The organism is Enterobacter sp. Lyrl_3, assembly GCF_051948675.1.
GTDB lineage: Bacteria > Pseudomonadota > Gammaproteobacteria > Enterobacterales > Enterobacteriaceae > Enterobacter > Enterobacter cloacae.
In genome coordinates, this window is sequence record NZ_JAYJLI010000001.1 from 112,180 (window position 1) to 133,528 (window position 21,349).

At 52.1% G+C, this 21,349-nt stretch carries 17 protein-coding genes and 2 tRNA genes; 8 read left to right on the plus strand and 11 right to left on the minus strand.

Annotated features, from left to right (window positions below; genetic code table 11):
* Window positions 1-15 precede the first annotated feature (15 nt).
* Together oppA and VF709_RS00670 are read right to left on the minus strand one after the other, a co-directional pair.
* A complete protein-coding gene (oppA, locus tag VF709_RS00665) occupies window positions 16-1,647 on the minus strand; it encodes an oligopeptide ABC transporter substrate-binding protein OppA (protein WP_038419823.1) in 1,632 nt (543 codons plus the stop codon).
* Between the two features lie 771 nt (window positions 1,648-2,418).
* Window positions 2,419-3,066, minus strand: a complete 648-nt coding sequence (locus tag VF709_RS00670) for a YchE family NAAT transporter (RefSeq protein WP_038419826.1) — start codon at window positions 3,064-3,066, stop codon at window positions 2,419-2,421.
* Between VF709_RS00670 and VF709_RS00675 the strand changes: the two genes are divergently transcribed.
* Both VF709_RS00675 and adhE read left to right on the plus strand, forming a co-directional pair.
* Window positions 2,972-3,247: a hypothetical protein gene (locus tag VF709_RS00675; RefSeq protein ID WP_187170761.1), complete on the plus strand. Its 276-nt coding sequence runs from the start codon at window positions 2,972-2,974 to the stop codon at window positions 3,245-3,247. The genes VF709_RS00670 and VF709_RS00675 overlap by 95 nt on opposite strands.
* Window positions 3,248-3,544: 297 nt before the next feature.
* On the plus strand, window positions 3,545-6,223 hold the full coding sequence (adhE, locus tag VF709_RS00680) for a bifunctional acetaldehyde-CoA/alcohol dehydrogenase (RefSeq protein ID WP_013096268.1): 2,679 nt from the start codon (window positions 3,545-3,547) through the stop codon (window positions 6,221-6,223).
* Window positions 6,224-6,296: 73 nt separating this feature from the next.
* Here adhE and tdk read toward each other — a convergent pair whose 3' ends face one another.
* The gene (gene tdk, locus VF709_RS00685; RefSeq protein WP_062728686.1) at window positions 6,297-6,911 is read right to left on the minus strand and encodes a thymidine kinase; all 615 of its coding nucleotides are present in this window, start codon (window positions 6,909-6,911) and stop codon (window positions 6,297-6,299) included.
* 549 nt (window positions 6,912-7,460) lie between these two features.
* Here tdk and hns point away from each other — a divergent pair.
* The gene (gene hns / locus VF709_RS00690; protein WP_008502781.1) at window positions 7,461-7,874 is read left to right on the plus strand and encodes a histone-like nucleoid-structuring protein H-NS; all 414 of its coding nucleotides are present in this window, start codon (window positions 7,461-7,463) and stop codon (window positions 7,872-7,874) included.
* A 198-nt stretch (window positions 7,875-8,072) separates the two neighbouring features.
* Here the strand turns inward: hns and galU are convergent, their stop codons facing one another.
* From galU to rssA, 3 genes are all read right to left on the minus strand, one after another.
* Complete coding sequence (gene galU / locus VF709_RS00695; RefSeq protein ID WP_029883446.1) at window positions 8,073-8,981, minus strand: UTP--glucose-1-phosphate uridylyltransferase GalU; 909 nt, start codon at window positions 8,979-8,981, stop codon at window positions 8,073-8,075.
* A gap of 200 nt (window positions 8,982-9,181) precedes the next feature.
* Window positions 9,182-10,195 carry a two-component system response regulator RssB gene (rssB, locus tag VF709_RS00700; protein ID WP_013096265.1) on the minus strand — a complete coding sequence of 338 codons (1,014 nt, stop codon included), beginning with the start codon at window positions 10,193-10,195 and terminating at the stop codon, window positions 9,182-9,184.
* Between the two features lie 91 nt (window positions 10,196-10,286).
* Window positions 10,287-11,189 (minus strand): patatin-like phospholipase RssA, encoded by a 903-nt coding sequence (rssA, locus tag VF709_RS00705; protein WP_440230651.1) that lies wholly within the window; start codon window positions 11,187-11,189, stop codon window positions 10,287-10,289.
* A 115-nt stretch (window positions 11,190-11,304) separates the two neighbouring features.
* On the opposite strand from rssA, the gene VF709_RS00710 reads away from it, so the two are divergent.
* From VF709_RS00710 to VF709_RS00725, 4 genes are all read left to right on the plus strand, one after another.
* Window positions 11,305-11,763, plus strand: coding sequence for a YchJ family protein (locus VF709_RS00710; protein WP_029883447.1), 459 nt, complete (start codon window positions 11,305-11,307; stop codon window positions 11,761-11,763).
* A 48-nt stretch (window positions 11,764-11,811) separates the two neighbouring features.
* The gene (gene purU / locus VF709_RS00715) at window positions 11,812-12,654 is read left to right on the plus strand and encodes a formyltetrahydrofolate deformylase (protein WP_013096262.1); all 843 of its coding nucleotides are present in this window, start codon (window positions 11,812-11,814) and stop codon (window positions 12,652-12,654) included.
* Window positions 12,655-12,810: 156 nt separating this feature from the next.
* Window positions 12,811-12,895 (plus strand) — tRNA-Tyr (locus tag VF709_RS00720).
* 35 nt (window positions 12,896-12,930) lie between these two features.
* Window positions 12,931-13,015 (plus strand) — tRNA-Tyr (locus tag VF709_RS00725).
* 138 nt (window positions 13,016-13,153) lie between these two features.
* On the opposite strand, the gene VF709_RS00730 is transcribed toward VF709_RS00725, so the two are convergent.
* Window positions 13,154-13,597 (minus strand): Lrp/AsnC family transcriptional regulator, encoded by a 444-nt coding sequence (locus VF709_RS00730; protein ID WP_149896380.1) that lies wholly within the window; start codon window positions 13,595-13,597, stop codon window positions 13,154-13,156.
* A gap of 107 nt (window positions 13,598-13,704) precedes the next feature.
* Here VF709_RS00730 and VF709_RS00735 point away from each other — a divergent pair, with 107 nt between their 5' ends.
* Window positions 13,705-14,601, plus strand: a complete 897-nt coding sequence (locus tag VF709_RS00735) for a DMT family transporter (protein WP_440231016.1) — start codon at window positions 13,705-13,707, stop codon at window positions 14,599-14,601.
* On the opposite strand, the gene narI is transcribed toward VF709_RS00735, so the two are convergent.
* Genes narI through VF709_RS00755 form a run of 4 tightly spaced genes read right to left on the minus strand, consistent with a single transcriptional unit; the run spans window position 14,598 to window position 21,257 of the window.
* On the minus strand, window positions 14,598-15,275 hold the full coding sequence (narI, locus tag VF709_RS00740) for a respiratory nitrate reductase subunit gamma (protein ID WP_013096259.1): 678 nt from the start codon (window positions 15,273-15,275) through the stop codon (window positions 14,598-14,600). The two genes, VF709_RS00735 and narI, sit on opposite strands and share 4 nt — an antisense overlap.
* Window positions 15,275-15,985 (minus strand): nitrate reductase molybdenum cofactor assembly chaperone, encoded by a 711-nt coding sequence (gene narJ / locus VF709_RS00745; RefSeq protein WP_038419837.1) that lies wholly within the window; start codon window positions 15,983-15,985, stop codon window positions 15,275-15,277. The genes narI and narJ overlap by 1 nt, the downstream gene beginning before the upstream one ends.
* Window positions 15,982-17,517: a nitrate reductase subunit beta gene (gene narH, locus VF709_RS00750; RefSeq protein ID WP_013096257.1), complete on the minus strand. Its 1,536-nt coding sequence runs from the start codon at window positions 17,515-17,517 to the stop codon at window positions 15,982-15,984. The genes narJ and narH overlap by 4 nt, the downstream gene beginning before the upstream one ends.
* Window positions 17,514-21,257, minus strand: a complete 3,744-nt coding sequence (locus tag VF709_RS00755) for a nitrate reductase subunit alpha (protein ID WP_440230654.1) — start codon at window positions 21,255-21,257, stop codon at window positions 17,514-17,516. Before VF709_RS00755 ends, narH begins: the two co-directional genes overlap by 4 nt.
* Between the last annotated feature and the right edge of the window lie 92 nt (window positions 21,258-21,349).

Genomic DNA, 21,349 nt, shown 5'->3' on the forward strand with positions numbered 1-21,349 from the left:
CCCCACGTATTGCCATTAATGCTTGATAATATAAAGATTCTTAACGGAAATATTATCCAACGGGTCTTTACCGGTATAGCCGCCAACCCATGGTTTCACCAGGCGGGCGTTCACGTAGTAGTAAACCGGTACAATTGCCGAGTCTTTATCGAGCTGTTGTTCTGCTTTGGCGTACAGGTCTGCGCGTTTTGCATCGTCAGTAACCTGCAGCGTTTCAGCGATAAGCTTATCGAATGCCGGGCTCTTATAGTGCGCCGTGTTGTTCGAGCTGTCGCTGAGCATGGTATTCAGGAAGGATGTCGGTTCATTATAGTCCGCACACCAGCCTGCACGCGCCACGTCAAAGGTGCCCTGATGACGGGTATCCAGGAAAGTTTTCCACTCCTGGTTTTCCAGCTTAACGTTCGCGCCCAGGTTTTTCTTCCAGATAGAGGCAACGGCAATCGCCAGTTTTTTATGCAGATCGGACGTGTTGTACAGCAGGTTAAACGTCAGCGGCTTATCTGCGGTATACCCCGCTTCGGCCAGCAGTTTTTTCGCTTCTTCGTTACGTTTTTCCTGTGACCACTTGAACCACTCAGGCTCAACCAGTTTCATGCCGTCAGTGTACGGAGGGGTGTAGCTGTAGGCTGGCAGATCGCCCTGGTTTTTCACTTTGTTCACGATGATATCGCGATCCAGTGCCAGCTTCAGCGCCGTACGGACACGTACGTCGGTGAACGGTGCTTTCTGGTTGTTAATTTCGTAGTAATAAGTACACAGGTATGGATCGACATGAACTTCTTTCGGGATCTCTTTCTTCAGTTTCTGGAACAGTTCAATCGGCATGTTGTTATAGGTCATGTCGATTTCACCGCTGCGGTAGCGGTTCACGTCAGTCACTTCAGAAGAGATTGGCAGGTAGGTCACCTGGTTAATCACGGTTTTGGCGTTATCCCAGTATTGCGGGTTACGCTCCAGAACCATACGTTCGTTGACCACCCAGTCTTTCAGTTTATAAGCACCGTTGGTCACAATATTGGCAGGCTGGGTCCATTTTTCCCCGAATTTTTCCACTGCGGATTTCGGTACCGGGGAGACAGACGGGTGAACCAGCAGCTTATAGAAGTACGGAACAGGTTCGCTCAACGTTACTTCAAACGTGTTGGCATCAATCGCTTTTACACCCAGATCGGTGACCGGTTTTTTACCAGCGATGATGTCATCAATATTGGCGATATGGCCATATTGCAGATAGCTCGCATACGGAGAGGCGGTGTTGGGATTCGCCAGGCGCTGCCAGCTGTAAACGAAATCTTCGGCGGTAACCGGTGTGCCGTCGGACCATTTAGCATCTTTGCGCAGATGGAAGGTCCAGACTTTAAAATCTTTGTTTTCCCACTTTTCGGCGACACCCGGCGCCGGGTGGCCTTCTACGTCAGTAACCAGCAGCCCTTCAAACAGGTCGCGGTTGACGTTTGACTCTGGCACGCCCTCAATTTTGTGCGGATCAAGAGACTGAACTTCCGCCCCGTTGTTACGTACCAGCGTCTGCTTCTCAGCCAGCTTTACCCCTGCCGGCACGTCCGCAGCCATTGCAGCGTTGCCCGCGATTAGCGCAGTTAAAATCCCCGCCGCTACCAGATTTTTTTTTGTGATGATGGACATTGTGTTGGTACTCCACTCATTATAATTACTGGCCTTCGCCAGCTGTGTAATCCCCTGTTGGGGCCTGTACAGCGCAGGAGTTTTTTTTTGCTGCTGTCAGGTTCTTTTTTTACTTCTTGCTATCACCGACTTCTTTATTACTGACCGCTCGTATGGCCGTCTTGCGTCGATTCTTTACACGTCTCCCCTGTCTGAGACATGTGTTGGATATTTGCGAAGATGACTATATGAAAATAATTCTCATCTTCTTGTTTTATGCTGCAAAATATTAGGCCGGAAAGTATCAAAAGGCGTAAACGCACGCCAATACATTTTGCAAATTTGTTAAGCAATTCTCTTTTACGAAGTGTACTAAATCATTGAGGTCAGCCCTGCCTGACACGAAATGACAAGAAAAACCTTTTCATTCAAAGCGATAGAAAAATCAATCTCTCTGAGCGCGTCGCTGTGCTATCACCACGCCATTTTGTACAAAAATTTAACAGCTGGTTATTATTTAGCACATTTCTCTAAGGGAGCGTTGAATTTACTAATATCATTTCGGTTATCACTCAGCAAGCCCCAGAGTATCGTGTGAGTAAAATAACAGAATGATCGCAGGTTTTATGTGCAGGCGGGAAACGGTGGGATTAATAACTTGTTGAAATATAAGAATTGAACATTATTAGTAGAATTTATTATGACAGTTAAGCATTTCAACTTTATTTATATGATTTGCTGATATTCACGTAAAAAAACGGAGCCGTTGGCTCCGTTCTTTCGTACGAAATGTCAGTGCAATAAGCCGGGGAAAATGCTTTTGATGCCGGTCACAATGAATTCGATGCCCAGGGCCATCAATAGCAACCCCATAATACGGGTAATGACGTTGATGCCTGTCTGCCCAAGCAGACGCACCAGCCAGGGTGCCATGCGGAAAACGCCCCAACAACAAAGCGCAAAAATGGCAATGGCGACAGAAAAGCCAATTAGATGCACCCAGTTGTGGTAGCGCGTACCCCAGACAATCGTCGAGCTGATGGCGCCGGGACCGGCCATCAGCGGTAACGCCAGCGGCACTACGCCAATGCTCTCGCGAATGGCGGTTTCTGATTTTTCCTGCTTGTTCTGTTTGTCTTCCCCCAGCTTACCGCTGATCATCGACATAGCGATCGTGACCACCAGGATCCCACCCGCAATACGGAAAGAATCAATCGAGATACCGAACACCTGAAGAATGGCATCCCCAAGATAAAGGGAGGTCAGGAGAATAATCGCCACTGACAGGTTAGCGGTAAGATTGGTTTTGTTTCTGGCCGCCGCCGTCTGGTAACTGGTCATACTAATGAAGACAGGAATGATCCCCACCGGGTTGACCAATGCAAACAAACCAATAAAAAACTTAAAATATGTAGGAAAATCAAAGAGCGATAAGATCACATTTTGCTCCGCTTATGCGTATGCCCCGGGGGTGACAACTGTCAGTGAAAATCGCGCTGAAGATACGCTTTTTATCAGCATACTTCACCAGAAATCTGTGCCAAAACGTTATCAATTCATGATGTTAAATATTTGTATAAGCAATGATAGCGCCACTTCCAATAGTTACTTAATTATTTAACACTGGAATAATCTCAAAGAAATAACCCTGCTGAAAGGTATCAGCTTGGGGGAAAATTGACGCAGATCATGATTTTCGTACTCAGAAGTGAGTAATCTTGATTACGTCCCTAGGGAGATGACCTGCCAAAAAAGGATGATGCTAAGGTAAGGCTCTTTTAGTAAATTAGTGTGCTGGTGCAGGAAGTAACCCATTGTTTTACTGTGTGTTACGCAAGTCGTATTGGCTCTGTCTATACTGTCTGACGTATCGAGCGCTGGTTTACTAAAAGAGTTTAAACATTATCAGGAGAGCATTATGGCTGTTACTAATATCGCTGAACTGAACGCCCTCGTCGAGCGCGTTAAAAAAGCCCAGCGTGAATATGCCAATTTCACCCAAGAACAGGTTGATAAAATCTTCCGCGCGGCCGCTCTGGCTGCTGCAGATGCTCGAATCCCTCTCGCTAAAATGGCCGTTGCCGAATCCGGCATGGGTATCGTTGAAGATAAAGTGATCAAAAACCACTTCGCTTCAGAGTATATCTACAACGCCTATAAAGATGAGAAAACCTGTGGCGTGCTGTCTGAAGACGACACTTTCGGTACTATCACCATTGCAGAACCTATCGGCATTATTTGCGGTATCGTTCCAACCACCAACCCAACGTCTACCGCTATCTTCAAATCTCTGATCAGCCTGAAGACCCGTAACGCAATCATCTTCTCCCCGCACCCACGTGCAAAAGATGCGACCAACAAAGCCGCTGACATCGTTCTGCAGGCTGCGATTGCTGCCGGTGCCCCTAAAGACCTGATCGGCTGGATCGACCAACCGTCTGTTGAGCTTTCTAACGCGCTGATGCACCACCCGGACATTAACCTGATCCTGGCGACCGGTGGTCCTGGCATGGTTAAAGCGGCATACAGTTCCGGTAAACCTGCTATCGGCGTAGGCGCGGGTAATACCCCTGTAGTTATTGATGAAACGGCCGATATCAAACGTGCTGTTGCGTCCGTGTTGATGTCCAAAACCTTCGACAACGGTGTTATCTGTGCTTCTGAACAGTCTGTTGTTGTTGTTGATTCCGTTTATGATGCTGTTCGCGAACGTTTCGCCAGCCACGGCGGCTACCTGCTGCAGGGCAAAGAGCTGAAAGCGGTTCAGGATATCATTCTGAAAAATGGCGCGCTGAACGCGGCTATCGTGGGTCAGCCAGCGTATAAAATCGCTGAACTGGCAGGCTTCACTGTTCCGGCAACCACCAAAATTCTGATTGGTGAAGTTAAAGTTGTCGACGAAAGCGAACCATTCGCTCACGAAAAACTGTCCCCTACTCTGGCGATGTACCGCGCCAAAGATTTCGAAGACGCAGTAGAGAAAGCAGAGAAACTGGTTGCGATGGGTGGTATCGGCCATACCTCGTGCCTGTACACTGACCAGGATAACCAGCCAGAACGTGTTGCTCACTTTGGTCAGATGATGAAAACTGCACGTATCCTGATCAACACCCCGGCTTCTCAGGGTGGTATCGGCGACCTGTACAACTTCAAACTCGCACCTTCCCTGACTCTGGGTTGTGGTTCCTGGGGTGGTAACTCCATCTCTGAAAACGTTGGTCCAAAACACCTGATCAACAAGAAAACCGTTGCTAAGCGAGCTGAAAACATGTTGTGGCACAAACTTCCGAAATCTATCTACTTCCGCCGTGGTTCTCTGCCAATTGCGCTGGATGAAGTGATTACTGATGGCCACAAACGTGCGCTCATCGTGACTGACCGTTTCCTGTTCAACAACGGTTACGCTGACCAGATCACCTCTGTTCTTAAAGCCGCTGGCGTAGAAACTGAAGTGTTCTTTGAAGTTGAAGCTGACCCAACCCTGAGCGTTGTGCGTAAAGGTGCGGAGCTGGCTAACTCCTTCAAACCAGATGTGATTATCGCACTGGGTGGTGGTTCCCCAATGGACGCCGCGAAAATCATGTGGGTAATGTACGAACATCCAGAAACCCACTTCGAAGAACTGGCGCTGCGCTTTATGGACATCCGTAAACGTATCTACAAGTTCCCGAAAATGGGCGTAAAAGCGAAGATGATCGCCGTTACCACCACTTCCGGTACAGGTTCTGAAGTTACGCCGTTCGCAGTGGTCACTGATGACGCAACGGGTCAGAAATACCCACTGGCTGACTACGCGCTGACCCCAGATATGGCCATCGTTGATGCCAACCTGGTGATGGATATGCCGAAATCACTGTGTGCATTCGGTGGTCTGGACGCTGTGACTCACGCCCTGGAAGCCTATGTTTCCGTACTGGCTTCTGAGTTCTCTGATGGTCAGGCTCTGCAGGCGCTGAAACTGCTGAAAGAAAACCTGCCAGCGTCTTACAACGAAGGGTCTAAAAACCCGGTTGCCCGTGAGCGTGTCCACAGTGCAGCAACCATCGCCGGTATCGCGTTTGCTAACGCCTTCCTCGGGGTTTGCCACTCCATGGCTCACAAACTGGGTTCTCAGTTCCACATTCCTCACGGTCTGGCGAACGCCCTGTTGATCAGCAACGTTATCCGTTATAACGCGAATGACAACCCAACCAAGCAGACTGCTTTCAGCCAGTACGACCGTCCGCAAGCACGTCGTCGTTACGCTGAAATCGCAGACCACCTGGGTCTGAGCGCACCGGGCGACCGTACTGCTGCGAAGATCGAGAAACTGCTGGCATGGCTGGAAAGCCTGAAGGCTGAACTGGGCATTCCTAAATCTATCCGCGAAGCGGGTGTTCAGGAAGCTGACTTCCTGGCACACGTGGATAAGCTGTCTGAAGATGCATTCGATGACCAGTGTACTGGTGCGAACCCGCGCTACCCACTGATCTCCGAGCTGAAACAGATCCTGCTGGATACATTCTACGGACGTGAGTTCAAAGAAGGTGACGTTGCTGCTGTGAAAACAGAAGCACCCGTCATTAAAGCTGACAAAAAAGCGAAGAAAAGCGCTTAATTGACCGCTGTTAAAAAACCCGCCTCTGGCGGGTTTTTTTATGTCTGAAGATCAGGCTTTGAGTTCTTTGGAACTACTTCCGGTTATCGTGCTGAATCGCCGTCAGGGAGCCCACAGACAACGCCTCTTTATAATGCTTACGACAGACCGACACATAGCGTTCATTGCCCCCTATCACCACCTGCTCACCGTCTGCATAGGGTTTACCAGACTGATCAAGACGAAGCACCATACTGGCTTTACGGCCGCAAAAACAGATGGTTTTCAGTTCGACCAGTTTATCGGACCAGGCAAGCAAATACTGGCTACCGGCAAATAGCTCCCCGCGAAAGTCCGTGCGCAAACCATAGCAGAGAACGGGAATATCAAGTTCATCTACGACCTCTGAAAGCGCATGCACCTGTTCACGCGTCAGGAACTGGCTTTCATCGACCAGAACGCAATGAATGGGCTGGGAAGTATGCTCGGCACGGATATCCCGCAACAGGTCCGTTTGTGGGTTAAACAGTCTGGCCGGAGACGAGAGACCAATTCTTGAACTCACCTTACCTGCACCGAATCGATCGTCGATTTCAGCGGTGTAAACAACGGTGCGCATCCCTCGTTCCTGATAATTGTAGGAGGATTGCAGTAACGCCGTGGATTTTCCGGCATTCATTGCCGAATAGTAGAAATAAAGTTGTGCCATTGGCCGTCAAACCCTAATCAATGTGTAATATTCCCAATGATTCATTGTATCATATTTTGTCTGGTCATCAGCGATACACCACACAGAGTATGGGGTTCAAGCCGCAGTTAACCACGAGATGTACAGGAAAATAATGCGATAAAACAGGAGGTAAACTGATTCAGCATGCTCTATATGTCGCGAACCCACTAAACATAACACTTCTTTTTATACTGGAATCCACGTTCATTAAAATTCACTATTTATTAACTATTTTTGCCCTGGCAACGCTGGCAGAAACTAATACAAAAGGCTGATATTTATCCGCCGCAACTATAATTCCTGCGGTAAATGTCACAAAAAAAAGATGCAACCGAACGGGTTAAGCAGGTAAGCGTGATAACAAGCGAGCCTGTGTGGGTATGAAATTTAAGTTAGCGTAATTAATAATAGCGCCCATTATTCCGTATTTTTTGAATTCCTTACATTCCCACCTATTGCACAACTGAATTTATCGCTCTATTATTAGGACAACAAACCACCCCCCATTATAAGTTTGAGATTACTACAATGAGCGAAGCACTTAAAATTCTGAACAACATCCGTACTCTTCGTGCGCAGGCAAGAGAATGCACCCTGGAAACGCTTGAAGAAATGCTGGAAAAATTAGAAGTTGTAGTTAATGAACGTCGCGAAGAAGAAAGCGCTGCTGCTGCTGAAATCGAAGAGCGTACGCGTAAACTGCAGCAATATCGTGAAATGCTGATTGCTGATGGTATCGATCCAAATGAATTGCTGAACAGCATGGCTGCAGCGAAGACCGGTACTAAAGCAAAACGCGCTGCTCGTCCTGCTAAATATAGCTATGTCGACGAGAACGGCGAAACTAAAACCTGGACTGGCCAGGGTCGTACACCTGCTGTTATCAAAAAAGCCATGGATGAGCAAGGTAAACAGCTGGACGACTTCCTGATCAAGGATTAATCCTAACGTATTCAGAAAAATCCCGCTTAATGCGGGATTTTTTTATCCTCAATTCCTGCAAACATCCCCTTACATGCCGTCATATTGGGACATCGTACTATTTAACGTTCCTTACAGACCGGCGTGGTTACCCTGAGTTGTGGGCATAAAAAAACCGGTGGGCATCGCCTCACCGGTCTTGATCATTTGCAGACGAGGTTATTTTTTAATACCCACGCTCTCTTTCAGCCAGGCTTTAAATTCTTCACCCAGTGAATTGTGGCGGATGCCATATTCCACGAATGCCTGCATATAACCGAGTTTATTACCGCAGTCATGGCTCTTACCTTTCATATGGTAGGCTTCAACGGTCTCTTTCTCGATCAGCATATCGATGGCATCGGTCAGCTGGATCTCATCTCCTGCTCCTGGAGGCGTTTTCGCCAGCAGTGGCCAGATTTCAGCACTCAGGACATAGCGACCTACTACCGCCAGATTAGACGGCGCTACGTCGGCTTTAGGCTTCTCTACGACGCCTACCATTGGCACGCTTTCACCGGGTTCAAGATTAACGCCTTTACAGTCAACAACACCGTAAGCCGTCACGTCTTCAACAGGTTCAACCATAATCTGGCTGCTGCCCGTTTCGTCAAAGCGCTTGATCATCTCAGCAAGGTTGTCCTGAGAGAGATCGGATTCATATTCGTCCAGAATGACGTCTGGCAGAATGACCGCAACAGGTTCATTACCCACAACAGGATATGCACAAAGTACCGCGTGGCCCAGACCTTTCGCCAGCCCCTGACGCACCTGCATAATGGTAACGTGCGGAGGGCAAATAGACTGAACTTCTTCTAACAGCTGACGCTTAACGCGTTTTTCCAGCATGGCTTCGAGTTCGAAACTGGTATCGAAATGGTTTTCGATAGAGTTTTTAGATGAATGTGTAACCAGCACAATTTCAGTGATGCCGGCCGCGATACATTCGTTTACGACATACTGAATTAATGGCTTATCAACCAGTGGCAACATCTCTTTAGGAATTGCCTTAGTTGCTGGTAACATCCTGGTCCCCAATCCCGCTACCGGGATGACGGCCTTTCTGACTTTCGAATTTAGGGCAGCCATTCAAATTCTCCTGAGCTGTTCAAGTTTTGAACTTTTATGCATTAAATAACGCGTTGAGTATATCAGCCTCATCACACAGTCCGGGTCTGAAAAGAACGCGTTGCCGATCAATTAGGATAAATACGCATGAATCTGGGCAGCGATAGTAGCACTCCCCACAAAACACAGGTAAGGCAATCTTAAAATTAAGATCCAACTGCTTATTCCGTGGACAACATTAACCGCAACCGCCCGCCGGCACCCCAAATTTGGCACTGCCAGGAAGAACAGCGATGGCTAATTTGATTAAGATAAGCCGTACCCAATGTCCCCAGCGGGACACCGTTGCTAACCTGAATATGATGTTCCCCGGTATTCAGAGAGGCGTTCAGACCCGCTGAAACGAGGATAAGATTTTTCAATCCACTATGGTAATAGCCAACCAGCAATGGAAATTGTCCTGGTAAATTGGCCTGGCGAAAAAGCTGGTTAACCTGTTTAAGTAAACTGCCTAACTCCGGAAGCCGTTGCCCCTGATGCGATAACTGTTCCTGCAACAGCCCGTTAAATAGCGCACGAAGTAATAATGCTGCTAATACACCATTATCCCCTGCACGGGTAACATCCAGGGAATAAAACGCAAGATCGGAATCCGATAATGGCGCAATATCCAGCACCAGACCGGGCTGATCTGCGGCCACAAGTTGGCGATAATTTATTCGACAGTGTGAAAAGGTCTGTTGTACCGGCGGCTGAAGTTCCTGCAATAGCTTGGCCGCGGCAGGCGGATTACTGACTAAAGCATCCCAGTCCTGGAAAAGGCGCTCTTCTTCCTCGACGCGGGAATTAAACATATTCGGATAAAGGCAGGCCAATACCGTTTCACGCAAACGGTTCAGATCTTTTACTGGTTTCAGCAGAATATCCTGCACCCCCAGACGCAATGCTTTGGCAATATCCGCCATATTTTCCGTCGCGGAGATCACCAGTATGGGCGTCTGGTTGCCCTCATTACGCAGATGTTCAACCAACTTCAGACCATTCATCCGCGGCATTGCAATATCACAGATCATCAGATCGGGCGTGATACTGACCATTTTTTCCAGGGCATCAACACCATCTTCAGCCAGGGCAGTGGTTGCCCCCAGCGAGGATAACCACGAATCCAGTAGCGATCGGAAAACGGGCTCGTCTTCAACAATCAAAATGTGTTTTCCGGCCAATGGCTGCGTCATGGTTCCTCCCCTGGCTGACAGTTACTAAATAGTGGCATGCTATCGGCACTATCGCCTGTCAGATTTTGCTGAAGTAGTCAAAAAAAGGTGCTCAACGTGCGGTTCGCACAAATGGCAATAATTCGTCCATTTTCTTTTCGACGGCTAAAGAGCCCGCTGCGATGGCGGCCTCAGCCCGATGGAAATCAAGGGTAGAGATTTGTGGACAATAGGGTTGAATCAGAATATCCGGTGGGTCGCCCGCCATACGGTTACGTTTCAGGCGGTTTTCCAGCACCTGGATTGAGGTGGTCATAATCTCCATTGCCGTGGGTGCAGCGACCGAGCGGCGCGCGGCTATCCGACCAATTCGCCCGCGTAAGCGCTCATGCCAGGCCAGTTTTTCCGCCTCGGCATCTTCGCTTTGCAAATTGACCGGCATGAGGTCTTGCTGCATCAGGTGAGCGTCGTGTTGTAAATCGACCGCGATCACGATGTCAGCCCCCATTGCGCGCGTCAAAGAGATTGGCACGGGGTTAACGACACCGCCATCAACAAGCCAGTACCCATTATGCGGGACAGGAGCCATAAGGCCCGGCATACTGCAGGAGACGCGAACGGCAAGGTGGATATCCCCTTCGGTCAGCCACAGCTCACGTCCCGTACTGAGATTCGTCGCCACGGCGCCAAATGGCAGCTGACAATCGCTGAAGTCCTGAAGAGGCATAATCTGACGGAACTGGTTGAAGACGCGTTCACCGCGAAGCAACCCACCGCGCTGCCACGAAAGGTCCATCAGGCGCAGCACGTCCCAGTAACTGAAGGATCGCACCCATGTTTCAAGTTCGGGCAATTTGCCGCACGCATAGGCGGAACCTACCAGCGATCCAATCGAACATCCTGCAACCATATCGACATCGACGCCCATCTGGTTTAAGGCATTTATCACGCCGATGTGTGACCATCCGCGGGCTGCACCTGAGCCCAGCGCCAGTCCAATTTTAACCTTTCTCATTAGCCCTGTTTTACTTCCCCTGGATTCCCGACATAGCGTCAACGCAACAGCTCAGTTAACATGGTGCTACCCGAAGCGTTTTACGCCCTTAATTTTTTGTTCCAGGAAGAGAATCGTGTCTCAACTCTGCCCCTGTGGTAGCGCTCTGGAGTATAGCCTATGTTGCCAGCGATATCTTTCTGGCGATCAGGTTGCACCAGACCCATCACACCTTATGCGTTCACGGTATACCGCTTTTGTGATCAAAGACGCAGACTACCTGATTAAAACCTGGCACCCCTCATGCCAGGCCGCCAGTTTCAAACAGGAGATCGAAGCCGGGTTCGCCAATACCCAGTGGCTCGGTCTTACCGTTTATGAATCCGCACCCGGTAGTCACGAAAATGAAGGTTACGTCAGCTTTGTTGCCCGGTTTACTGAACACAATAAACCGGGTGCCATTATCGAACGTTCCCGGTTCTTAAAGGAAAGCGGGCAATGGTATTATATTGACGGAACGCGCCCGCAGTTTGGTCGTAACGATCCCTGCCCTTGTGGTTCTGGTAAAAAATTTAAAAAGTGTTGCGGGCAGTAACGCCCGACAACCGAGACTTCGCAAATACTCAAACAGGATTTCCCGGCGATGCAATCACTACAACGTAAAGTTCTGCGCACCATCTGTCCCGATCAAAAAGGGCTGATCGCACGAATTACCAACATCTGTTACAAACATGAATTGAATATCGTGCAGAACAACGAATTCGTTGACCACCGTACCGGTCGTTTCTTCATGCGTACCGAACTGGAAGGTATTTTCAACGACACCACTCTGCTTGCCGATCTGGACAGCGCGTTGCCGGAAGGTTCCGTACGCGAGCTGACGCCAGCAGGCCGTCGTCGCATCGTGATTCTGGTGACCAAAGAAGCCCACTGCCTGGGCGATTTGCTGATGAAAGCAAACTACGGCGGTCTGGATGTCGAAATCGCCGCCGTTATCGGTAACCACGAGACGCTGCGTACGCTGGTAGAGCGTTTTGATATTCCGTTCGAGCTGGTGAGCCATGAAGGCCATACGCGTGAAGAGCACGACAACCTGATGGCAGAGGCTATTGAAGCGCACAACCCGGACTACGTTGTCCTGGCGAAATACATGCGCGTGCTGACACCCTCCTTCGTGGCGCGTTTCCCGAACAAAATTATCAACATTCACCACTCCTTCCTGCCCGCCTTTATTGGCGCACGCCCCTACCATCAAGCCTATGAACGCGGCGTGAAGATCATCGGCGCAACGGCGCATTACGTGAATGACAATCTGGATGAAGGCCCAATCATCATGCAGGACGTGATTCATGTGGATCACACCTACACGGCGGAAGACATGATGCGTGCCGGGCGCGATGTTGAGAAGAACGTTCTGAGCCGCGCACTCTATCAGGTGCTGGCGCAGCGCGTATTCGTTTACGGTAACAGAACGATCATTCTTTAATCGACAGTGAAATGAATTGGTTAGCTTTACAGCTTTGCGGGTAAAAATCAGGCAACCAGTTTATTTTTCTTGTGGTAACGCTTTACAGGGGCGTGTCATTTGATATGATGCGCCCCGCTTCTAGCAGGAAGCAGGCCAGTACAAGCATTACCCCGTGGTGGGGTTCCCGAGCGGCCAAAGGGAGCAGACTGTAAATCTGCCGTCATCGACTTCGAAGGTTCGAATCCTTCCCCCACCACCATCTCTCAGTACGACCTCAAAATTTGAATTACCCCTGGTGGGGTTCCCGAGCGGCCAAAGGGAGCAGACTGTAAATCTGCCGTCATCGACTTCGAAGGTTCGAATCCTTCCCCCACCACCATTACTTCCATGCCGCAGGGCGCAACGCGCCGAGTAATCCTTCCCCCAGCACCATCAATTCCAAAAAATCATAATAGAACCTAACCGAGCACACTTTCGTAGGCCGGGTAAGGCGTAGCCGCCACCCGGCGACAGACGTTTACATCGGCGGCAAGCGTCGCTTCACCGGTGAGCTCTTCACAATCGACGTATTACACTGGGCATGCTCCGCCAGCCCGTCCAGCAACACATCCAGTTGCTCAATTGACCGCACCACCAGCCGGATGACAAAACAGTCTTCACCGGTCACTTTGTCGCTTTCAATGCACTCCGGCATCGCCTGGATGTTTTTGTCCACTTTATGTAACAGTCCAGGCAACGGGCGAACCCGCACCAGCGCCTGCAGCGTATAACCTAACGCCGCCAGATTGACCCGCGCACCGTAACCCTGAATCACTCCACGCTCTTCCAGCCTTTTCAGGCGTTCTGCCGTGCTGGGCGAGGTCAGACCGATACGGCCGCTGAGCACCTTCAGCGACATACGCGCATCGTCGACCAGACAAGCCAAAATTTGCCGATCGATATCATCGAGAAGGTATTCCATCATTTTCACCTAATTTTAAAAAGCCATTCGCGTATTTAACCTTATCTCAACCCTGTAAAACCCGACAGCAATTTTCGACAATAGCGTCATCAACCAGGAGGTGAATGATGCGTGACTTACATAAAGGCGTCTGGCAAATGAGCCTGGCGATGTTAATTTCCGGCTCGATTGGCGCGTTTGTTTTACTCTCCGGACTGCCAGTGTCAGAAGTGGTTTTCTGGCGCTGTCTGATCGGTACAATCGCACTGTTCATTTTCATTCGGATGAGCCAAAAACCCTTTAGTCCCCTCACCCGTACCTCTCTGCTGCTGGCTATTCTCGGCGGGGTAGCATTAGTGGTGAACTGGCTGCTGCTGTTTGCTGCCTATGAACGTATTTCGATTGGCCTTTCCACTGTGGTTTATAACACTCAGCCCTTTATGCTGGTGATGATGGGTATGTTATTAGGCGAACGCGTCAGTCTGGTCAAATGGGGCTGGCTGTTTCTTGCCTTCGGCGGGGTGATAATTTTGCTCTCAGGCGAACTGTCCGGTTCCCATGGCTCAGCCTGGCTCGCGGGGATCGGTCTGGCACTGGGTGCGGCGTTCTTCTATGCGTTGACGGCGATTATTGCCCGCAAACTGAAATCCATCGCGCCACAGCATATAGCGTTTATTCAGGTGCTGACAGGCGTGGTAATGCTACTGCCGTTTGCCCGTATGCCCGCCTTGTCCGCTGATTTTCCGTGGCCAATTTTACTGACGCTGGGCATTGTCCACACCGGTATCATGTATCAGCTGCTGTATAGCGCCATCCAAAAACTTCCGACGCCCATTACCGGTTCATTGTCCTTTATCTATCCGGTAGTAGCCATCGTTGTCGATAATGTGGTCTTCGGGCATTCGCTGGATATTACCCAACTGGCGGGCGGCGCGCTGATCCTGTTTGCTGCGGCAGGCAATAACCTGGGCTGGGGCGAAAAAAAACCCCGCGAATGCGGGGTTAGTATCAAAACGACAAATTAGCGACGGGCACGCACAATCTGGTATTTGCGCGTCAGGTACTCCACCGGCGCGCTCCAGATGTGCACCAGACGAGAGAACGGGAACAGCACAAACAAGGTCATTCCCAACACCAGGTGCAGGCGGAAGATAAATGCCACCCCGTCCAGATGTTCAGATGCACCACCGTGGAAGGTCACTACGGACTGCGCCCATCCCACCAGCTTCATCATCTCGCTGCCGTCCATATGCTGCGCCGAGAATGGAATGGTCAGCAGACCCAGTGCGCACTGAACCATCAGCAGAGAGAGGATCAGGATATCCGCCGTGGTAGTGGTAGCCCGCACACGCGGACTGAACAGACGGCGTTTCAGCAGCAGCAGACCACCCACCAGGGTCATCACGCCGCAAGCGCCACCCGCGATCATCGCCATCTTCTGCTTCACTTCGATGGGCAGCCACGCTTCATACATCCAGTGTGGCGTCAGCATTCCCAGGAAGTGACCGGCAAAAATCCCCAGAATACCGATGTGGAACAGGTTAGACGCAACGTGCATCCCTTTACGATCCAGCATCTGGCTGGAGGCAGCACGCCAGGTGTACTGGCCATAGTCATAACGCAGCCAGCTTCCCACCAGGAACACGGTGCCCGCGATATACGGGTAAATGTCAAAGAAGAACATATTCAGGAAGTGCATTAGTGCCGTCCTCCGTTAGAGATATTCAAATATTGCGGGGCAACCGCGCCGGCAAAACGACGCTGGTGAGCCGAAATTTCAGATTCGCCGCAGCTCTGGTCAGCAAAGAATTTCACCTGCTCTTCTTCCCAGACTGCATCCAGCGCCTGTGGCGTGTCGTCGCGGGCTTCGTCCGCAATTTTCTCCGCCACTTTTTCACTGTCGACCGAGGCATTCGCCAGCTTCACCAGCACCCCGAACAGCGCCGCATAGCGGCTCTCGCGCTGCTGAAGACGGGCGCTGAGCAACGCCAGAATCGGCGCGATGTCCTGCAGACCACCCAGCGCTTCTTCTTTTGGCAACTGCGCCAGATACTCCAGGTACAGCGGCAGATGATCCGGCAGCTCGCGGCTGTCGAGCTGCAGGCCGTGCTGCTCGTACTGGGCCATCAGGTCCACCATCGCCTGCCCCCGATCGCGGGATTCACCGTGAACGTGTTCAAACAGCAGCAGCGAGGTTGCGCGACCGCGATCAAACAGCTGGCTGTAATCCGCCTGCGCATCGAGTAGATCGCGCGCTAACAGGTCGCGGAGGAAAACGCCCAGTGTCTGGGCATCTTCTTTATCCAGGTTTTCAGAGGACGCGAGCGCATCAAAGAGTTCCTGCTGATGCTGCGCCAGCGCGGCATCCGGGTACTCCAGCAGACGCGAAACAATCACGAGTTCAATCATGGGTGCGGCTCCGTTTTGCTGGTCACATCCATGGCATCGATGCGGCGGCTGTTGAACAGGTTGAATTTGCTGTCAGACCCATGGCAACCGTCGCCAAAGCTAAAGCCACAACCGTTTTTCTCCGGGAAGGCTTCGCGGGCCAGTTCACGGTGGCTGCTTGGTACCACGAAACGATCTTCGTAGTTGGCAATGGCCAGGTAGCGGTACATCTCCTGCGCCTGCGCTTCGGTCAGGCCGACCTCTTCCAGCGCACGGGTGTCGGTCACGCCGTCCACGGTTTCCGCACGTTTGAAGTGGCGCATCGCCAGCATACGTTTCAGCGCCAGCAGTACCGGCTGGGTATCGCCTGCGGTCAGCAGGTTTGCCAGGTACTGAACCGGGATACGCAGGCTCTCCACGTCCGGCAGAATGCCGTTGCTGCCCAGCTCGCCTGCATCCGCGGCTGACTGAATCGGCGACAGAGGCGGCACGTACCAGACCATCGGCAGCGTGCGGTATTCCGGGTGCAGTGGCAGGGCCAGCTTCCAGTCCATCGCCATTTTGTATACCGGAGACTGCTGCGCCGCGTCGATTACGCTCTGCGGAATGCCGTCTTTCAGCGCCTGCTCAATCACTTTCGGATCGTTCGGGTCAAGGAACACGTCCAGCTGACGCTGGTACAGATCTTTCTCGTTCTCGGTGCTCGCGGCATTTTCAATCGCGTCCGCGTCATACAGCAGCACGCCGAGGTAACGAATACGGCCTACGCAGCTCTCAGAGCAAACGGTCGGCATACCGGCTTCGATACGCGGGTAACAGAAGATGCACTTCTCAGACTTACCGCTCTTCCAGTTGAAGTAGATTTTTTTGTACGGGCAGCCGGTGATGCACATACGCCAGCCGCGGCACTTGTCCTGGTCGATCAGCACGATGCCGTCTTCTTCACGCTTGTAGATGGCGCCGCTCGGGCAGGTCGCCACGCACGCCGGGTTGAGGCAGTGCTCACACAGACGCGGCAGGTACATCATGAAGGTGTTTTCAAACTGGCCGTACATCGCCTTCTGCATGTTCTCGAAGTTCTGGTCTTTGGCACGCTTTTCGAACTCGCCGCCCAGAATTTCTTCCCAGTTTGGACCGCTGGTAATTTTGTCCATGCGCTGACCGGTGATCAGCGAGCGAGGACGGGCGATCGGCTGGTGCTTACTTTCCGGCGCGTTATGCAGGTTCTGGTAGTCGTAGTCAAACGGCTCGTAATAATCTTCGATACCCGGCAGATGCGGGTTGGCGAAGATTTTACCCAGCAGCATCGCACGGTTACCCATGCGCGGCTGCAGCTTACCGTTGATTTTACGGATCCAGCCGCCCTTCCACTTCTCCTGGTTTTCCCAGTCGGTCGGGAAGCCGGTACCCGGCTTACTTTCCACGTTGTTGAACCAGGCGTATTCCATCCCTTCACGGCTGGTCCAGACGTTCTTACAGGTGACTGAGCAGGTATGACAGCCGATGCATTTATCCAGATTCAGCACCATGCCGACTTGTGAACGAATTTTCATTTTACGCTCTCCTGTACCTGGTCATTACCTTCGCCATCTAACCAGTTAATATTTTTCATCTTACGTACCACCACGAACTCATCGCGGTTAGAACCTACCGTACCGTAGTAGTTAAAGCCGTAGGCCAGCTGTGCATAGCCACCGATCATGTGGGTCGGCTTCGGCGTAATACGGGTCACGGAGTTGTGAATACCGCCGCGCTGCTCGGTGATCTCTGAACCCGGCAGGTTCACGATACGTTCCTGCGCGTGGTACATCATGGTCATCCCGGCCGGTACGCGCTGGCTCACCACCGCACGCGCCGTCAGGGCGCCGTTGCTGTTGAACACTTCGATCCAGTCGTTATCTTCAATACCCAGATCTTTGGCGTCCGCTTCACTCATCCACACAATCGGACCACCGCGGGACAAGGTCAGCATCAGCAGGTTGTCGCTATAAGTAGAGTGGATCCCCCACTTCTGGTGCGGCGTCAGGAAGTTCAGCGCCTTCTCCGGGTTGCCGTTCGATTTCGCGCCCATCACCGCTTTCACGGAGCGGGTGTCGATTGGCGGACGGTAAACCAGCAGGCTTTCACCGAAGTCACGCATCCACTGGTGATCCTGATACAGCGACTGACGACCGGACAGAGTACGCCATGGGATCAGCTCGTGAACGTTGGTATACCCGGCGTTATAAGAGACATGTTCATCTTCCAGGCCAGACCAGGTCGGGCTGGAGATAATTTTACGCGGCTGCGCCTGAATATCGCGGAAGCGGATTTTTTCGTCTTCTTTGTTGAGCGCCAGATGCGTGTGGTCGCGACCGGTGAATTCACTCAGCGCTTTCCAGGCCTTCACGGCAACCTGGCCGTTGGTTTCCGGTGCCAGGGTCAGGATCATTTCTGCCGCATCAATCGCCGTATTCAGCATTGGCTGGCCTTTGGCCGGACCGTCCGCTTTGGTGTAATTGAGCTTGCGCAGCAGATCCATTTCGCTCTGGGTGTTCCAGGCAATCCCTTTCCCGCCGTTGCCGATTTTCTCCATCAGCGGGCCGATAGAGGTAAAGCGCTCGTAGGTCGCCGGGTAGTCACGTTCCACCGGAATAATGTGCGGTGCCGTTACGCCCGGGATCAGTTCGCACTCGCCTTTTTTCCAGTCCTTCACGTCCAGCGGCTGCGCCAGTTCGGCAGCTGAGTCGTGCTGGATAGGCAGCGTCACCACGTCGGTCTCTTTGCCCAGGTGCCCTACGCAGACTTCAGAGAATTTCTTCGCGATGTCTTTGTAGATATCCCAGTCGCTTTTTGATTCCCACGCCGGGTCAACGGCCGCAGACAGCGGATGAATAAACGGATGCATATCCGAGGTATTCATGTCGTCTTTTTCGTACCAGGTAGCGGTAGGCAGCACGATATCGGAGTACAGGCAGGTGCTGGAGAGACGGAAGTCGAGAGTCACCACCAGATCCAGCTTGCCGTCGAGACCGTTGTCTTTCCACTCCACCTCTTCCGGCTTCACGCCGCCCTGCTTGCCGAGATCTTTACCCTGGATACCGTTTTCGGTACCGAGCAGGTATTTCAGCATGTACTCGTGGCCTTTACCGGACGAGCCCAGCAGGTTGGAACGCCAGATGAACAGGTTACGCGGATGGTTTTTACCGTTTTCCGGCTGCTCGGCCGCAAAACGGATTGAACCGTCTTTCAGAGACTTAACGGTGTAATCCACCGGCGACATCCCTGCCTTCTTCGCCTCTTCTGCAATACGCAGCGGGTTAGTGCCCAGCTGAGGCGCGGACGGCAACCAACCCATGCGTTCAGCGCGGACGTTAAAGTCGATCAGATGACCACTGTAGCGGGATTTATCTGCCATCGGTGATAGCAGCTCCTGTGCGGTAACCGTCTCATAGCGCCACTGGCTGGAGTGGTTATAGAAGTAGGAAGTGCTGTTCATATGACGCGCCGGACGCTGCCAGTCAAGGGCAAACGCCAGCGGCTGCCAGCCGGTCTGCGGACGCAGTTTTTCCTGGCCCACGTAGTGCGCCCAGCCGCCGCCGCTCTGGCCAACGCAGCCGCAGAAGATCAGCATGTTGATCAGGCCACGGTAGTTCATATCGAGGTGATACCAGTGATTCAGACCGGCACCGACAATAATCATTGAACGACCATGGGTTTTGTCGGCGTTTTCTGCGAATTCACGGGCGATACGGGTGATCTGCGCACACGGTACGCCGGTGATCTGCTCCGCCCAGGCTGGGGTGTACGCCTTCACATCGTCATAGCTGGTCGCGCAGTTTTCATCATTCAGACCGCGCTCCAGGCCGTAGTTGGCCAGCGTCAGGTCATACACGGTGGTCACCAGGGCGCTAGAGCCGTCGGCCAGCTGCAGGCGTTTCACCGGCAGTTTGTGCATCAGCACGTTCTGTAGCTCAACCTTGTTGAAGTGCTCAGAACCTTCACCGCCAAAGTACGGGAAGCCCACTTCTGCGATCTCATCCTGGCTGCCCAGCATGCTCAGGCGCAGCTCGGTCTCTTCGCCGGTTGTACCGTTACGTTGTTCAAGGTTCCATTTGCCCTTCTCACCCCAGCGGAAGCCGATTGAACCGTTTGGCACCACCAGCTCACCGTTGCTGTTATACGCGACGGTTTTCCACTCAGGGTTGTTTTCCTGGCCCAGCGCGTCCACCAGATCCGCCGCACGCAGCGTACGGCCTGCTGCGTAGTAGCCGTCACGCTCTTCCAGCATCACCAGCATTGGCATGTCGGTATAACGACGCACGTAATCGGTGAAGTACTGGCTTGGTTTATCGAGGTGGAATTCACGCAGCATGACGTGGCCCATCGCCAGCGCCATCGCGGAGTCAGTACCCTGTTTAGGCGCCAGCCACAGGTCACACAGCTTGGCAATTTCGGCGTAGTCCGGGGTCACCGCAACGGTTTTGGTGCCTTTGTAACGCACTTCTGTAAAGAAGTGGGCATCCGGGGTACGGGTCTGCGGTACGTTGGAGCCCCAGGCGATAATGTAGCTGGAGTTATACCAGTCGGCGGACTCCGGCACGTCGGTCTGCTCACCCCAGGTCTGTGGAGATGCTGGCGGCAGGTCGCAGTACCAGTCGTAGAAGCTCAGACAGGTTCCCCCAATCAGGGAAAGATAGCGCGCGCCAGAAGCGTAAGAGACCATCGACATCGCCGGGATCGGCGAGAAGCCTGCCACGCGATCGGGACCGTAAGTTTTGACGGTATAGACGTTAGAGGCGGCAATCAACTCATTCACCTCTTTCCAGGAGGAGCGAACAAAACCACCGCGGCCACGCGCCTGCTTGAAGCTTTTCGCTTTGTCGGCGTCTTCGATGATGGATGCCCACGCCTCTACCGGATCGCTGTGCTGCACCTTCGCTTCACGCCACATTTTCATCAGGCGCTTGCGCATCAGAGGATATTTAAGACGGTTCGCACTGTAGAGATACCAGGAGTAGCTGGCACCACGCGGGCAGCCACGTGGTTCATGGTTCGGCATATCCGGGCGGGTGCGCGGATAGTCGGTCTGTTGCATTTCCCAGGTCACCAGACCGTTTTTAACGAAAATCTTCCAGCTACACGAGCCAGTGCAGTTTACACCGTGGGTTGAACGGACGACTTTGTCATGCTGCCAGCGCTGGCGGTAACCGTCTTCCCAGTCCCGGTTGGTATCCAGAACCTGGCCGTGCCCATCGGCAAAAGTTTCACCCTTCTGTTTGAAGTAGCGAAACCGGTCCAAAAATTTGCTCATCGGGTATCTCCTGTGTGGAGCCTGTGGCTCTCTAAATCGACATTGCTGATTTGCAGCGAAGGTAACGTCCTGTAAGAGAGGGAGAATTGATA

Bases quoted from the DNA above. Each gene is read 5' to 3' on its own strand.
- oppA (WP_038419823.1), bottom strand. From the start codon at position 1,647: ATGTCCATCATCACAAAAAAAAATCTGGTAGCGGCGGGGATTTTAACT.
- VF709_RS00675 (WP_187170761.1), top strand. From the start codon at position 2,972: ATGAAGACAGGAATGATCCCCACCGGGTTGACCAATGCAAACAAACCA.
- adhE (WP_013096268.1), top strand. From the start codon at position 3,545: ATGGCTGTTACTAATATCGCTGAACTGAACGCCCTCGTCGAGCGCGTT.
- tdk (WP_062728686.1), bottom strand. From the start codon at position 6,911: ATGGCACAACTTTATTTCTACTATTCGGCAATGAATGCCGGAAAATCC.
- hns (WP_008502781.1), top strand. From the start codon at position 7,461: ATGAGCGAAGCACTTAAAATTCTGAACAACATCCGTACTCTTCGTGCG.
- galU (WP_029883446.1), bottom strand. From the start codon at position 8,981: ATGGCTGCCCTAAATTCGAAAGTCAGAAAGGCCGTCATCCCGGTAGCG.
- rssB (WP_013096265.1), bottom strand. From the start codon at position 10,195: ATGACGCAGCCATTGGCCGGAAAACACATTTTGATTGTTGAAGACGAG.
- rssA (WP_440230651.1), bottom strand. From the start codon at position 11,189: ATGAGAAAGGTTAAAATTGGACTGGCGCTGGGCTCAGGTGCAGCCCGC.
- purU (WP_013096262.1), top strand. From the start codon at position 11,812: ATGCAATCACTACAACGTAAAGTTCTGCGCACCATCTGTCCCGATCAA.
- VF709_RS00730 (WP_149896380.1), bottom strand. From the start codon at position 13,597: ATGGAATACCTTCTCGATGATATCGATCGGCAAATTTTGGCTTGTCTG.
- VF709_RS00735 (WP_440231016.1), top strand. From the start codon at position 13,705: ATGCGTGACTTACATAAAGGCGTCTGGCAAATGAGCCTGGCGATGTTA.
- narI (WP_013096259.1), bottom strand. From the start codon at position 15,275: ATGCACTTCCTGAATATGTTCTTCTTTGACATTTACCCGTATATCGCG.
- narJ (WP_038419837.1), bottom strand. From the start codon at position 15,985: ATGATTGAACTCGTGATTGTTTCGCGTCTGCTGGAGTACCCGGATGCC.
- narH (WP_013096257.1), bottom strand. From the start codon at position 17,517: ATGAAAATTCGTTCACAAGTCGGCATGGTGCTGAATCTGGATAAATGC.
- VF709_RS00755 (WP_440230654.1), bottom strand. From the start codon at position 21,257: ATGAGCAAATTTTTGGACCGGTTTCGCTACTTCAAACAGAAGGGTGAA.